Genomic DNA, 15897 nt, shown 5'->3' with positions numbered 1-15897 from the left:
GATGCAATATGTTATTGCCTCATGTTACCCAGCCGGATATAGCAATATCCTCCGGTTACATACTATATTGAAATGAATGTCGATATGAGTTCTTTAGAGCCGTTAGCATTGGTGAACGCCACTAGTACGGATACGATCAGTGTATCAATAACATCAGACGAAATTGCATACTTCTACAAACTGACCAACCAGAACGAACTATCCAGGTTCTCGGTAGTGGCAGCAGTTTACAGTATGTTACTGCATAAATATTTTGACCACGCAGGTCATTCACTGGTAGTATATCTGCAGTTAAACGGGCATGAGCTTGCATTCCCACTTGCTATCAGCCAACCCGATGTGACACAGCCATTCAGATCATTGCTGCAACTAATCGCCCGCTCACTCCAGCAAACACTGGAACAGATCAAACAGGGAGAGATACTGCCGTTAAGTGCAGATTATAAATATGCTATCACCTTTAATTCCGGTAAGGATATTGAATTGCTTGGAAGACATCTGCTGGCCGGCTTACAGGTGAATGACGAAGGTATCAGTCTAGCATTGACATTTAATAACACAATCATTCATCCACATATCGCCAGCCAGTTTGCAACGGTTTTCTGCCAGACACTCAGCGGTCTCGCAGCATTGCCGGATCAGCCACTGCGTGACATTCCATTTATCTCCGCAGAAGATGTACAGCTGGTGTCCGCTGCATTTAATGATACTAGCGTTCCCTATCCTGACAAGGAAACGATTGTATCACTGTTTGAAGACAGGGTAAGGGCTTGTCCTGAAAATGTTGCCATCACTTATGCAGACGGAACAATCAGTTATCAGGAACTTAATCAGCTGGCCAATCAGTTTGCCCATTACCTACGCACTATCTATCATATCACCCCCGATCAGTTGGTAGGTATTAAATTGCAGAGAAGTGAATGGATGGTCATCACCATCATCAGTATACTGAAAGCAGGTGGTGCATACATACCAATAGATCCGGAATATCCTGCTGCAAGAATCAACTATATACAACAGCATTCGGGCGCAAGCATCATTATTGATGATAAAGTGTTGTCAGCATTCCGCGCGCAGCAGGCCCTATATCCTCTTACTGATCCACAGTCTGACGTACAGCCAGGCAATCTGGCGTATGTCATCTATACCTCAGGAACTACCGGTAATCCTAAAGGAGTAATGATCACACATCGATCGCTGGTGAACCGCCTTGTATGGATGCAGAAAGTCTATGCATTGGATATGACGGACACTATCCTCCAAAAAACAACATATTCATTCGATGTATCAGTGTGGGAGCTGCTCTGGTGGGGATTGTATGGCGCTGCTGTAGCTGTGCCTGAACCGGGAGCAGAGAAAGATCCTGCTGCGCTGGTAAGAAATATCGCCCGGCACCAGGTCACCGTTATGCACTTTGTACCTTCGATGCTGGCCGTTTTCATGGAATATATCCTTGCACATCCGGAAGAAAAACCGCTGCTGAAAAGTCTGCGGCAGGTCTTTGCCAGCGGAGAAGCACTAACCCTGCATCACCGCAATACCTTCCTGAGAGAATTACCTGACGTAAGTCTTATCAACCTGTACGGCCCCACTGAAGCCTGTATTGACGTCAGCTATTATGATTGTGCAGAAGAACCAGCTATCAGCACGGTTCCTATCGGTAAACCCATTGATAATATACGTCTGCATATCCTTAACGATGCTTTGCAACTACTGCCCGTCGGTGTGGCCGGAAAACTATACATCTCAGGTGTTGGTGTAGCCAGAGGCTATCTGAACAATCCGGAACTTACCCGCGAAAAGTTTATACCAGCCCCTTTTAATCCCCACGAGGTATTATACGATACCGGAGATATTGCCCGCTGGCTACCTGACGGCAACATCGAATACCTGGGTAGGAAAGACCACCAGGTAAAGATCAGGGGATACCGCATCGAGTTTGGCGAAATAGAAAATGTAAGCTCCGGTTACCAGGGCATCAGACAGGTAGTCGCAGATACCCGTGAAGTAAACGGGGAAAAAGTACTCGTGCTGTATTACACAGCAGATGGTACGCCCGATAGAAATACCCTGAAGAGCTATCTGCGCCAGCAGTTACCCGAGTATATGACGCCTTCTTACCTGGTGCAGGTACAGCAAATACCACTTACTCCAAACGGAAAGGCCGATAGAAAAGCATTGCCGGGCATACAGGCGGATAATCTGGTGCGGAATACATATGTGCCGCCTGCTAATGAACTGGAATACGAACTGACCGCTATCTGGCAGGACGTACTTGGCATCACACGCGTGGGAATTACAGATAACTTCTTCGAACTGGGAGGCCATAGTCTGCTGATAGGCCAGGTCATCAACCGGCTGTATCAGCGATTGTCCCGTACCATTACCTTCCGGGATTTCCTGCAGACGCCCTATATTAAAGACCTGAGCGGCAAACTGCGCAATAGTATCTATACTCCTTTGCCTGTTTATCCCTCAGCTGAAAGTTATCCGCTCAGCGCTGCACAGCAACGCTTATGGATACTGAGTCAGCTGGATGGAGGCGAAAAGGCCTATAATATCGTTGCAGGCGTAGTAATTCACGGCATGCTGGATACGACCCTTATTGAGAAAGCAATCCAGATGCTGGTAGCCAGGCACGAAATACTACGTACCCGATTCCCACCAGCTATGGCAGACGCAGAAGTACGGCAGCAGGTAATCCAACCTGAAGACGCCCGGATTACATTAGATATACTTACAACTACTGATATTGAGGCATTTACTAATACCGTATTTGACCTGAGCACCGCTCCGCTTATAAGAGCTGGAATCGCGCCGGTTGCAGCGGGCGAGCATGTTCTCCTCCTACTCATGCACCACATTATCAGTGATGGATGGTCGGTTGAACTACTACTTGCTGAAATACTGGAGACTTATAGTCATCTGCAAAAAGATATCAACTACCAACCTGTAATGCCTGTGCATCAATACAAAGACTATGTAGGCTGGCTACAGGATAGCAAAGAACAGGAACGATACCATAGTGATGAGCAATACTGGCTGCAGCAGTTCCAGGGCGATATTCCGCAGCTGGCACTGCCCGCTTTCAGGAAAAGGCCGGTAAAACAGTCCTTTAAGGGGGCAACTATTGTGCATACCTTTTCGACAGAACAATATGTGCAATTGAAGCGTTTCTCTCAACAACATCAGGTCTCCCTGTTTATGACGCTCATGACAGCGGTCAACGCATTGTTGTACAGGTATAGCGGTCAACCTGATCTGATTATTGGAACACCAGTAGCGGGCAGAAGACATCCAGACCTTGAAAAAGGAATTGGCCTGTTCCTGAATACACTAGCCATCCGGACATTAATCAATGATGAATGGACCTTTACAGATCTGCTAAAAGAGCAAAAGCGACTGCTGGCAGATGCTTACACACATCAGGATTACCCATTTGATGAACTGGTAAGTAAATTACAACTACAGCCAGACAGAAGCCGCTCCGTGCTTTTCGATGTTATGGTAGTGTTGCACAACCAGTTCGGATTGTATCTGCCCGGGCAGGAAACTGGACTCGCCATCAGTGAATATAAAGTGGACACAAAGACTTCTCACTTTGATATGACGTTCAGCTTCATGGAAAAAGAAAGCCTGGAGCTGGCAGTTACTTATAATACAGATATCTATGATGAAAGGCTGATTGAAAACATTTTCCCACATCTTAATAGTATACTCGATAGAATTACCGTTGACCCAGATAGCCTGATTGCCCGCACAGGATATATTTCAGCAGCAGAAGAACAACAATTACTGCTGGGCTTCAACAATACAACTGTTGATTTTCCGGAAGATAAAACATGGCTGCACTTGTTCGAGGTACAGGTACACTTGCAACCCGGTAAGGTCGCAGTAAAGGATAGTATAAAAACATATACCTATCAGCAGCTTGATGACCTGTCAGATAAAATAGCCGCATATCTGCAAAGGGAACTGGGAACCGGCGATCAGAGGCCTATTGGCGTAATGCTGGATAGGTCTGCTGATATGGTGGTGCTACTGACAGCTATCCAGAAAACAGGAAGGCCCTATATTCCTCTTGATCCATCATATCCGGCAGAGCGTATTGAATACGTCGTTAAAGAAAGCGGCGTTAAGCTGCTCATCGTTAGCAATGCACATACCGAAAATGTGTCAGCTGATATGCAGGTGTTCGCATTGGATACAATAGTATCCAATACTACCAGTGCTGATCATGTGCCGTTGTTATATAGGGTATCGCCGCAAGATACCGCCTATATCATTTATACATCAGGATCCACAGGTAATCCTAAAGGGATTGAGATTGGCCACCGGTCGCTGTTGAACCTGCTGACAAGCATGATGATGTCGCCAGGTATGAAACCTGAGGATCTGGTGTTTGCTGTTACATCTTATGCATTTGATATTTCTGTGGCAGACTTTTTTACAGCATTAATAGCAGGCTCCACGCTGTATATTGCTGAACAGCACCTGTTATCTGATCCCACTGCATTGATCAGTACTATAGCCACTGTTGATCCTACGTTTATACAAGCCACGCCCAGTTTCTATCAGCTGTTAAGAGATAGTCACTGGAAGGGGAGTGCCCGACTTAAAGTACTGTGCGGGGGAGATGTGTTCAGTGATACACTCGGTAGTTTCCTGCTGGATCATTGTCAGGAAGTCTGGAATATGTACGGTCCGACGGAAACAACTGTTTACTCCTGCAGGAAGCAGATATCTAAGCCGGAAGATGTGGCAAGTATTGGCTTTCCTGTTAATAATACCCGCATTTATATACTCGACAGGTATTATCAGCCGGTACCGGTAGGCGTGAAGGGGAATATGTATATCGCCGGCGATGGTCTGGCAAAAGGTTATTATGGTAACCCTGCGCTGACCGCACAGAAATTTATACCTGATCCTTTTGATGAAGGTCAAATGTATGAAACAGGAGATATTGCCAAATGGGACTTTGATGGCAATATCATATTCCTGGGTCGTAATGATCATCAGGTTAAGGTGCGCGGTTTCCGGGTGGAACTGGGTGAGATTGAATCCCAACTGGTGAGATTACCGGAAATTAAGGATGCTGTTGTACTCCTGAATAACGAAATGCTGGTAGCCTATGTATTGACCGACCAGGCAAGCATCAGCAGAGAAACAGTGATAGCAGCGCTGAAGCAGCACCTCGTTCATTATATGATCCCCCAGGTAATTGTGCCATTGACAGTATTCCCACTGACACCCAGCAGGAAAACAGACAGAAATGCGTTACTCCGGCTGCCATTAGAGGCATACATATCCAGCGAGGCGCAGGTGCTGCCCACTAGTGCTGTCGAGGCATCTTTTGTAAGCACCTGGCAGGAAGTGTTAGGCCGTGAGCGCATAGGGGTTACTGATAATTTCTTTGAGGCAGGTGGAAACAGTATCAGGGCATTTCGCATGATCAACCTGATTAACCAGCAATACGGGTCAAACCTGAAGATAATGGACGTGATAGACGCGCCTTCTATCAAGGAGCTGGCCCAACTGGTGGAAAAGCGGCTTGCTACTAGTATTACTTTGAATAAGCACATATTTGCTCCTGGTGAAAAGTGCTCATTGTCCAGCAATCAACGGAGACTATGGATCTTAGACGCAACAGACACCAGCTCTAATGCCTACAATATAACAAATGGTATATTAATCGGAGGTAACTTCGATGCACAGCGCTTTGCAGCAGCGTATACTACGCTTTGCCAACGCCATGAGAGTTTCCGTACCACTTTTGCATTCGATGCAGCTGAGCAGGCACCTGTGCAATATGTAAAAGATGCAGTGACGCCTGCTATAGAATGGGAGACACTGGAAACAATGCCTGATAACAACGGGCTGACGGCTATCCTCAATCGTGAAAACGGCTACAGATTTGATACGACACTTGCTCCGTTGTCAAAACTTAAAATTATCCGACTGCCAGAGGGTAAATACTTTGTGGTCATTGTTATGCATCATCTGATCAGTGATGCCTGGTCAATGGATATTCTGATAAAAGAATGGATTGCCTTATATAATGAGCCGGTAGCGCTCTCCGCTACAACATCCTACACCTACAGGGACTTTGTTTTATGGCAACAGCGATACTATGCCAGCGACACTTTCCTGGATACGGTAGTTTATTGGAAGAATCGTTTGAAAAAACTGGCGGTAAGTGAAAACTTACTGTTACAACAAAGGAAACCTGCCCGTTCCGATAATGCAGGTGGTAATACGCTTAGCTTCCAGGTTCCGGATACGATACTGACATGTCTTCAGCAAATGGCTGCAGATAACGGCGTATCGCTATACCCGCTGCTGCTGACCGCTTTTAATGTCCTGCTGCACCATATATCAGGCAGGGCACGTATAACACTTGGTACATCAGTAGCAGGAAGACCGCAACGCGGCTTGGAACACGTGGTAGGATTCTTCATTAATACAATACCTGTAAGTCTGGTTATTGATCCCGCATTGCCATTCAAAGAACTGCTACGGAATGCGAACAGGGACATTAACCAGGACATCCAGCATCAGGATATATCCCTGGATGAATTACTCCTTCAGCTGAACCAGGACAGGCAGGAAAAACATGAAGCACTCTTCCAGGGGCGTTTTGTTTTCAGCGAAGAATCTTTTGATGCTAAAATGATAAGCCGTACCACGGGCATCAGCGAGATTAAAAGATATTATCCCGATCAGGCAGATGTTAAATTTGATTTCAGCCTGCATATGAAAGTAGCAGAAAGTCATCTCTCCGGTGTATTTGAGTTCCGGACTGCCATGTATGACAGGGACTTTATAGAACTGGTCATCCATGCCTATTGCCAGCTATTGCAGAAGATCACAGATGATATCAGAACACCCGTTAACCTTTTAAATACGTTCAGTGAGGAATATACCGCTTTCAGAAAGAAGAAGACGGCTGCCTTACAGAACCAGTTATTTGATAGTTTCTCCAGCTTTAAAAAACAAAAAGATGAAAAACACTCTTGAAGATCTGCTCAGATCTAAACCCAAAGAAATCAAAGCAGGTGTACAGGCACCGGCAGATGTAACCCTGCAACAGATAGGTAATGAGTATACGAAGATTAGGGTCGTAACTGCCGTAGCGCAGGGCACTTCTCTTCAGCAGTGGATAGAAGCCAACAATGAATGGGTAAGGTCTTTGTACAAAAAAGATCGCATACTGCTTTTCAGAGGATTTGAGGTCAATGGTAAGCCGGAATTTGCAGAGATTGTAAAGATCACTTCTGATAGTAAAGCACTGGAGTATTCAGAACCTTCTACTCCGCGAACTAAACTGGATGACGCTATCTATACTTCAACAGAATATCCGAAAGAACAGAAAATACCTCAGCATAATGAGCATTCCTATTCCGATTTCTGGCCAAAGAAGCTGTTCTTCTATTGTGAACAGCCATCAGAAACCGGCGGACAAACCCCTGTATGTAGCAGTGCGGCCGTATTAAAGCAGATACCTGCATCCATTGTAGAACGGTTTGAAGCTCGGGGTGGCATCATGTACGTCCGTAACTTCTCAGACGAGATGGACATCAGCTGGGAACAGTTCTTTGGCACCGGTGACAAAGCTGCAGTAGAGGCCTACTGCAAAGAGCGAAAAATGACCTTCAAATGGCTGGATGATAACCGGCTCAGGATATCGCAGGTAGCACAGGCAACCATTATTGACAAAATTTCCGGAGAGAAGATCTGGTTTAACCAGGCGCATCTCTTTCACTATTCCAACCTGAATGAAGACGTAGTGAACTATCTCGTAGAGACTTATGGTAAGGAAAATCTTCCAAGGAACACTTTCTATGGAGATGGATCTGATATCGCTGTGGAAGACCTGGATGCAGTACGTCACGCCTACGATAAAGTCATGTTTAAATTTGACTGGCAGAAAGGTGACCTGCTACTGATGGACAACGTGGGTTATACCCACGGTCGTGAATCTTATACGGGCAAAAGAAGCCTCTTCGTATCCATGTCTGAAGAAGATGGTATTAAAAACTATGCCCCGGTAAAACAAGAGAGTAACACTCCTGAGAATATTGTTAGTAGTTCCCGCCAGAATACTGCCCGTCACTTCTTCACAAAAGAGTCCAGATATGGTAACAGCAAACAGATGCTGAAGTACAAGCTTGCCCTGGCGTGCCGTATGTTGCGGATGCTCGATCTCGACGAAGGAAGTATCAGTGGGCATATCAGTGTGAAAGTGCCAGGGTCTGAAAATCTGTTCTGGGTAAACCCTTTCGGCGTACTGTTTGACGAAGTGACCCCTGATAATCTCATCCTGGTAGACGAAAATGGCAACGTAGTAGAAGGCGATCACCCAATTAATGTGGCCGGGTTCTGCATACATTCCAGTATCCATCAGGCAAATAAAGATATTCATTGTATCGTTCATACTCACTCTCCATGGGGTACCCTGTTCTCCGCCCTGGAAGATTGCCGCATATTGCCAATAGATCAGAACAGTTGTATGTTCTACGAAAACCATATTGTTTACAAGGACTTTGATGGCCCGGTCAATAATCTCGACAGCGCAGCAAAACTTACCAGCGCCCTACAGGATAACAGTGTAGCGATACTGGCAAATCATGGCAGCATTACCTGTGGCGATGATATTGAGACTGCCATCATGTATACTATCTGTCTTGAGCGGGCAATGCGCCTGAACGTAAAAGCCAGGGAACTAAATGCAAAGATCAGTCTTGTTGACAGCGATGTTGCACGTGAATCCAAGGATTGGATTGCTAATCCGCTAGGTTTTAAGATAGAGTTTGATGCTCTTGCCAGAAGAGTAGAACGTGAATACCCTGACCTCGGTGAGTATTACCCGGAATCCATAAATATATAGCATGCGTAAACAGACCTATGAATTGTCGCCCCAGCAACAACTCCTGTATATAAACAGTAACGACCGGGAACCCGCACAGACCACTATGTCGTTTCTCGTACAGGTGGCAGATAGCGGTAAGTTGGATACTGCCATCCGGGAGGTGAGCTCCGAAGAACCACATCAACAGATGGTGGTGCGTTATTATGAAGAAGAAGGTATTCCTGTAGTAATGCAGGAGGAAGGACAGTTACCGGCATTGCGTATAAAACGGACGCCTGCTCAGGATGGCGCTATGCTGGTGGAGATGGAAGCAGATAGCTATTTCTACGACAGCTGGAGCCTGGTTGCTTTGATGCATAAGATCCTTGCAGCATACAACGGAAGGCCGGCGGCCGCGCCGGAAATAGACTACCTGCAATATGCTGCCTGGAAAAATCAGTTGCCTGCAGGGCAGGAGGATAGTAACCGGCAATATTGGGAAAACAATACCCGCGCAGACATACCGCCGAAAATCAGTTTCAGCACAGTTACCGGTAAACCTGCAAAGCTGTTTAGTCATACGCTTACCGCCAATAAGACGCTAGCCACAGCATATGCAGAGGGTTCCCAGAAAGAAGTAATGTTGCTGGCAGCCTGGTACCTGGTACTATGGAAGCTTTCCGGTGAGGAAGAAGCATTCCGCATGGGATATGTGCATCATGGCAGAAGTTTTAGTCAGCTGTACCAAAATACGGGTGCATTCGCCATCACGCTGCCATTTCAGCCGGGTACGGTCACCCAGGATACAACTCTGCCTGACTATATCTCAATTATTCAGTCAGCGCTGAACAACATTGAAGAACAGAAGGAATTTGTACCTGTAAACGAAACCTATGCTAAGTTTGCTATGACGCAACTAGGCTTTCAGTTTGAATATATTGACCAGGAACTGTTTGCAGAAGAAGACACGTTTACAATTGCGGGGAGCAGTGTAGACGATCCTGCACTAAGACTCAGATTGCAGGTGCATCATACCAACACAGCAATAACAGCGACCTATATATACGATGCCGCCCAGTTTGAAGAAGAAGATGCGGCCTTCGTGATCCAGTTGTGGGCCCATTACTGCATGCAATTGTTATCAGGTGGTGTAGCCACAATCGGACAATTACCTTCACTGACTACCGCAATGCCGGCTGAAGAAAATGTTACGGCGGCGCAAACTGAGACGGTGACAAGTATATTCTTATCACTTGCAGACGAGTACCTGACAAAGACTGCAGTTGTAGATGAAACTGGCTCATATACTTACGGACAACTGGATAAAGATGCTACCGCGCTGGCAATGCTGCTTGCCCAGAAAGGCATCGGCAATGGAGATCGCATCGGTATACTGTGCGATGCCGGATATTCGCTCATGGTATTCATGCTGGGAATATTAAAGGCCGGAGCAGCTTACGTACCAGTGGACGCTACAGACAGCCGGGAGAGAATGATACACATTGCGGCCGATGCAGCGCTGAAGTATATACTCACCGAAGAAAAATATACAACGCTGACAACTGCTATCCCAGATGTTACGCCACTTTATTACAGGCATGAGCAGCAGACAGTAGTAAATGTTAAATTGCCTGTCCGGAACCCATTAGACGTTGCCTACGTGATCTATACATCAGGAACGACAGGCAAGCCAAAAGGAGTTGCTATTACTGACAGTTCATTAGTGAACTACGTACAATGGCTACAGGCAGATTTGGGTGTAGACAGTGGTGACAGCTCCATACTGCTATCATCCTATGCGTTCGACCTGGGCTATACCGCTACCTGGGGTACAGTACTTTCTGGAGGCACAATTCATTTTGTGGACAAAGAAATGCTGTATCAGACAGACGAGGTCTTAAAGTATATCCTTTCCCACAGCATCACCTATCTTAAACTGACGCCCGCCTACTTTGGCTTGCTGATAAATGCGGTTAATGCCGGAACCCTGGAGCATTCGGCGTTAAGAATGATACTGCTTGGTGGAGAGAAAATCAACGTAGCGGATGTACAGCAGGCACATCGTATTGCTCCGCATATACAGTTCGTGAATCATTATGGTCCGACAGAGACAACCGTTGGATGTATAGCGCATCGAATAGACATAACCCGGCTGGATGCCTATCAGGCACGTCCTGTTATCGGCCAGCCTATTCATAATAATACAGCTTTTCTGCTCGACGCATTGCTTTCGCCAGTATCGCCGGGTGTGATAGGGAACATTTACATAGGAGGAGCCGGACTGGCACAGGGATATCTGCATCAGCCTGTACTGACTGCGCAGAAATTTATTGAGCACCCTGTGTATGGCAGATTATATGCGACTGGAGATGTGGGTATTCAGTTCCTGAACGGAGACATCTTATTCCTGGGTAGAAGTGATAATCAGGTTAAGATCAGGGGGTACCGTGTAGAACCTGAAGAGGTGAGGCACGTAATCGCTGCTTTGCCAGGCATAAGCAGGGCAGTAGTATATGTACAGCAGACCGGTGGAGAACCGGTGCTGGTAGCCTTTTTGATCTCGGCCGAGAAAGTGGATACGGATAACCTGAAGGAGACATTGAAGGCTTTCCTGCCTGACTATATGGTTCCTTCCTTCCTGGTGCAAACAGATAAAATTCCCGTCACCGCCAATAATAAAACTGACTACAAGCAGTTGGACAAAATGCTGGAGAAGTCGCCCGTTGCAGATATGCAGGGTTACTCCCCGGTACAGCAGCAAATGATCAACCTTTGGAGAGATGTACTGAAGGCCCCTCACCTGGAGGCAGATGATAACTTTTTCAGTGCAGGAGGTCATAGTCTCAAAGCGATTCAGCTGCTGAGCCGCGTACATAAGGAATTTTCAGTAAAACTTACCCTGAAGGATATTTATAATAATCCAACGCCTTACCTGCTTGCCGGACTATTGCCGGTATCCGGGCAGGAATGGTATGAACATATTACACCCGTTCCTCAACAGGAGCGCTATAAAGTGTCTAATTCACAGAAGCGGATGTGGTTGTCTTCTTTAAGAAAAGAAAACAGGCATCTGTTTAATGTTCCCTTGTCTTATAGGATTGAAGGCGCGTTGGATACTGCGCTGTTTACTGATGCATTCCGGTATCTGATAGCAAGGCATGAATCGCTCCGTACACTGTTCCGTTTTGCAGACGGAGACATTTATCAGTACGTACTGCCTGCTGATCAGGTAGCATTTGATATACCAGTCATTGAGGTGAGCGGAGACCCGGCAGAGCTGATCAAAACGGAAAGCCTTACACCTTTCGATCTTGACCAGGATATTCCTATCCGGACTACCTTACTGAAGGTAGCAGACGATGACCACATCCTGTTGATCACACTACATCACATTGTAAGTGACGGGTGGTCCCGGGAAATTATCTATAAAGAGGTAATTGCGGTATATAATGCCATGTTCAGTCGCATCACCCCGTCACTGAAGCCGCTGCAGATACAGTATAAAGACTATGTATACTGGCATGAAAGAAAGTATGCAACCCAGGAAACATTCTGGAAGCATTTTCTGAGCGCAGGTATCCCTTCAGTGAGCTTCCCCCTGGATAATGAACGGCCGGCGATGATCTCGCATGAAGGTTATGCAAGAACGCTGGTGATAGATGGAGAACGGCTGGAAGGTATCAGGGCTGTGCTGGAGAAAAAGAATATCAACCAGACAGATTTCTGTATTGCTTTATTCGGCTTGTTACTGTATCAGTATACTGCGCAGGAACAATTCATTATCGGTACCATCACTTCCGGCAGAACGCATATTGATCTGGAGCCACTGATCGGTTCATTTATCAATTTTCTCCCATTGAAGATGACTGTTGATCCAGCGCTGACATTAGAAGAATATGTGAGGTACAATAGTCAGGAGTTTCTGAAAAGCTATGCAAATGAAGACTATCCGTTTGACCTTATGGTAGAGCAGTTTGTGCAGCACACTGATTATTCCAGGAATCCTGTATTTGATACGACCATCATTTTCCATCATGAAGAAAACATGGCGTTAAACCCCAGGTTGGCGAGTGGTGCGGTCATCAGTGAGTATACATCTTCCGCAGATCTGATGGACGTAGCAAAGATTGACTTTAAGATAGATGTTACGTTCCGTCGTAGTGAGATGCTGCTCAGACTGGAATACAACACAAGGTTATTCCGTCATGAAACAATGTTACAGTTCCTCAGCCGGTATGAGCAGATGCTGAGCACTTACCCTGCCTTCCTCGACAGGACCATCGGCACATTACCGGAAGAGCTGTCAGGTGTAGCAATGACAGGCGACGATGAATTTGGAGAGTTGATCATCTAACGGCGGGAATACTTATTCAATAACAAGAATTGAAAGAAACATGTTGGAATTAATCACACAACTAAGAAATAAAGGTATAGACCTCCTGCTGGATGATTCCGGGAGCAACCTGCGTCTCGTAGGGGTATTGAAGCACCTGACAGAGAGTGATAAGGCCTACCTCGGAGCGCATAAGGAAGCGCTGATAACATACCTGCGCAGCCGTCAGCAGGCGCACGACCAGCAATACTGGGAAAAACAGTTTGAAGAAGAGCAGCCATTGACAGATCTGGCCTGCTTCAGGGCCGGCAATGAGACTGTAAGCGGGCCTGTTCAATTAACCCATATTCTCCGGGAATCACTGACTACCCGTTTAAAAGACTTTGCCATACAGCACCAGGTATCGTTGATAACGCTGCTTAAGGCAGTGGTAAGAACCCTGTTTTACAGGTATACTGGTCTGAAAGATATCAATATCTGTTCTTATACTACCGGTCAGAATGATGTGCTGACTGTCAGAAACTGCATTGATGCCGGAAGTGGTTTTGATGCAGTATTGGAAAAGGAAAAAGTAACAGAAAAAGAAGCAAAGCGACATAACACTTTCGGTTTTGCAGACATTGTGCAGCGCTTCCGTTTGCAGAGCGGAATACTGGTGACGGATACGGATGACTTACCCGTAACGTTTCCCTGGGACATCGTTTTTACTATAAGCGGCGACACGACGCTGACAATTGGTATGACGTGTAATGGGAAGGGCTACCACCCGCAGTTGCTGTTGAGAACATTTGTACACCTGGAACAGTTGCTGGCGGATATCCTGTTGCAGCCCGCAACTGTTGTGGAAGAGCTTTCATTTATGACAGCTGCTGAAAAAGAAGCTATTATTCATGGCTTTAACGATACAGCGGTTGCATACGATAGCGCTGCAACATTGCTGGATCTGTTTGCTGCGCAGGTAGCCCGTACACCAGATAATACCGCCGTATCCTTTGAAGGAAGAAACGTGAGTTATCGGTCACTGGACGAACTATCTAACAAGTTTGCTCATTACCTGTTACAAAAAGGCAATGATAGCGGCCGTTATATCGGACTGACCGTACGTAAATCAGATGATCTGATCATTACGCTGCTGGGTGTGTTGAAATCCGGCCATGCCTATGTTGTCGCTGATCCGAATCTGCCGGAAGAACGCCTGAAGTACATTCTTAAGGACGCCGGCTGTATGCTGACAATAGATGAGCATATTGTGAAGGAGTTTCATGCAGAGGCAGGGGGCTTATCCGCCGCTGCAACTGGTATCAGCATTACTCCGGATGATATCGTATATCTGATGTATACTTCCGGTTCTACCGGTAATCCGAAAGGCGCAGTCAATACCTATCGCGGTTTTACAAATACCATCAATTGGTACATACATGAAATGGGTATAACGGCTGCAGACCGTGTAGGTATTATCAGTAATGCCAGTTTTGATCTTACACAGAAAAATTATTTTGCTCCGCTGATAGCAGGAGCAACCATATATCCTGATAATGACTTCCACCCTCAGCGTACCGCTGCATTCATCGGGACGAACAAAATCACCATTATCAATGCAGCCCCCGTGCTGTACTATAGTCTGCTGGAAGTAGACCTGTCACAGTTGGCTTCTCTGAAGAAGGTGATTCTTGGCGGGGAAGCAATTGATATCAGGCAGGTCAGGAAGCTGCAACAGGTATATCCTGAAGTACAGTTTTACAATAGTTACGGACCTAGTGAGGCCAGCGATGTATCGGTTTATCACCTCTTAAGAGATACAGAAACGGCTAATATACCAATCGGAAGACCTGTACGTAATACTACGGTGTACATCCTCAACAGCCATGAACAGGTCGTGCCCGTAGGTGTAGCCGGTGAAATATGTATAGGAGGTACTGGCGTAGGCTTAGGGTATCTCAACAATGACCAGTTAACCGGCGAAAAGTTTGTCGATACTATAACATATGGCAGGATCTATAAAACAGGAGATCTTGGCCGCTGGTTGCCGGACGGAATCATTGAGTTCCTGGGCAGAAGGGATCAGCAGGTGAAAGTACGTGGTAACCGCGTAGAACTGGGCGATGTAGAAGTGAACATTGCCCGTTTTGATGAAACCATCAGGCAAGTGGTGGCAGATGTGCGCGAAGTAAATGGGGAAATGATGCTGGTTGCCTATTATGTAGCGGGTGCAGCGATTGATAAAAGCGCCTTGCGTGAATACCTGCTGAGGAAGCTGCCGGACTATATGACGCCCAGTTTTTATGTGGCGCTGGATGTGATTCCATTGACCCCTAACGGAAAGATTAACCGCAAAGCATTACCTGCAGTTACTTCCCGCGATATTATCCGCAAAGCATATGTGGCCCCCGAAAGCAATATTGAACGCCACCTGGTAGAACTATGGGCAGAGATCCTGCACCTGGGAACAGCAGATATCAGTGTGGACAGCAATTTCTTTGAAATAGGCGGCACCTCACTCAAACTTATCAGGATGGTGAACGCCATTAACAGTATTGAAGGTATAAAGAAGGAAGTGGCTCCGATGACCATTTTTGAATATCCGAATATCCAGGGGCTGGCTGCTTACCTGACAGGTAATGTGACTAAAGATGAAATGCTGGAGACTACTATCACAGAATCAGTAGAGGTAATGGATGAGACACTAAATATTTTAAACAGTATCAATAATTGATCA

Annotated in this window: 4 protein-coding genes; all 4 read left to right on the top strand. The window is 46.2% G+C overall.

The window, feature by feature from the left end; translation table 11 throughout:
* The first annotated feature begins 84 nt into the window (after window positions 1-84).
* From K1Y79_RS01695 to K1Y79_RS01680, 4 genes are read left to right on the top strand one after another with little or no spacing between them, the layout of a single operon-like run.
* Entirely contained in the window at window positions 85-7017 is a 6933-nt protein-coding gene (locus K1Y79_RS01695) for an amino acid adenylation domain-containing protein (protein ID WP_220248267.1), read from the top strand.
* Complete coding sequence (locus K1Y79_RS01690; RefSeq protein ID WP_220248266.1) at window positions 7001-8887, top strand: class II aldolase/adducin family protein; 1887 nt, start codon at window positions 7001-7003, stop codon at window positions 8885-8887. Before K1Y79_RS01695 ends, K1Y79_RS01690 begins: the two co-directional genes overlap by 17 nt.
* A 1-nt stretch (window position 8888) precedes the next feature.
* Window positions 8889-13202, top strand: a complete 4314-nt coding sequence (locus K1Y79_RS01685) for a non-ribosomal peptide synthetase (protein ID WP_220248265.1) — start codon at window positions 8889-8891, stop codon at window positions 13200-13202.
* A gap of 40 nt (window positions 13203-13242) precedes the next feature.
* Window positions 13243-15894 carry a non-ribosomal peptide synthetase gene (locus K1Y79_RS01680; protein WP_220248264.1) on the top strand — a complete coding sequence of 884 codons (2652 nt, stop codon included), beginning with the start codon at window positions 13243-13245 and terminating at the stop codon, window positions 15892-15894.
* Window positions 15895-15897 lie beyond the last annotated feature (3 nt).

Source organism: Chitinophaga rhizophila (genome assembly GCF_019492185.1).
GTDB lineage: Bacteria > Bacteroidota > Bacteroidia > Chitinophagales > Chitinophagaceae > Chitinophaga > Chitinophaga rhizophila.
The sequence above is the reverse complement of the archived record's forward strand: the minus strand, read 5'-3'. Positions and strand labels throughout refer to the sequence as shown.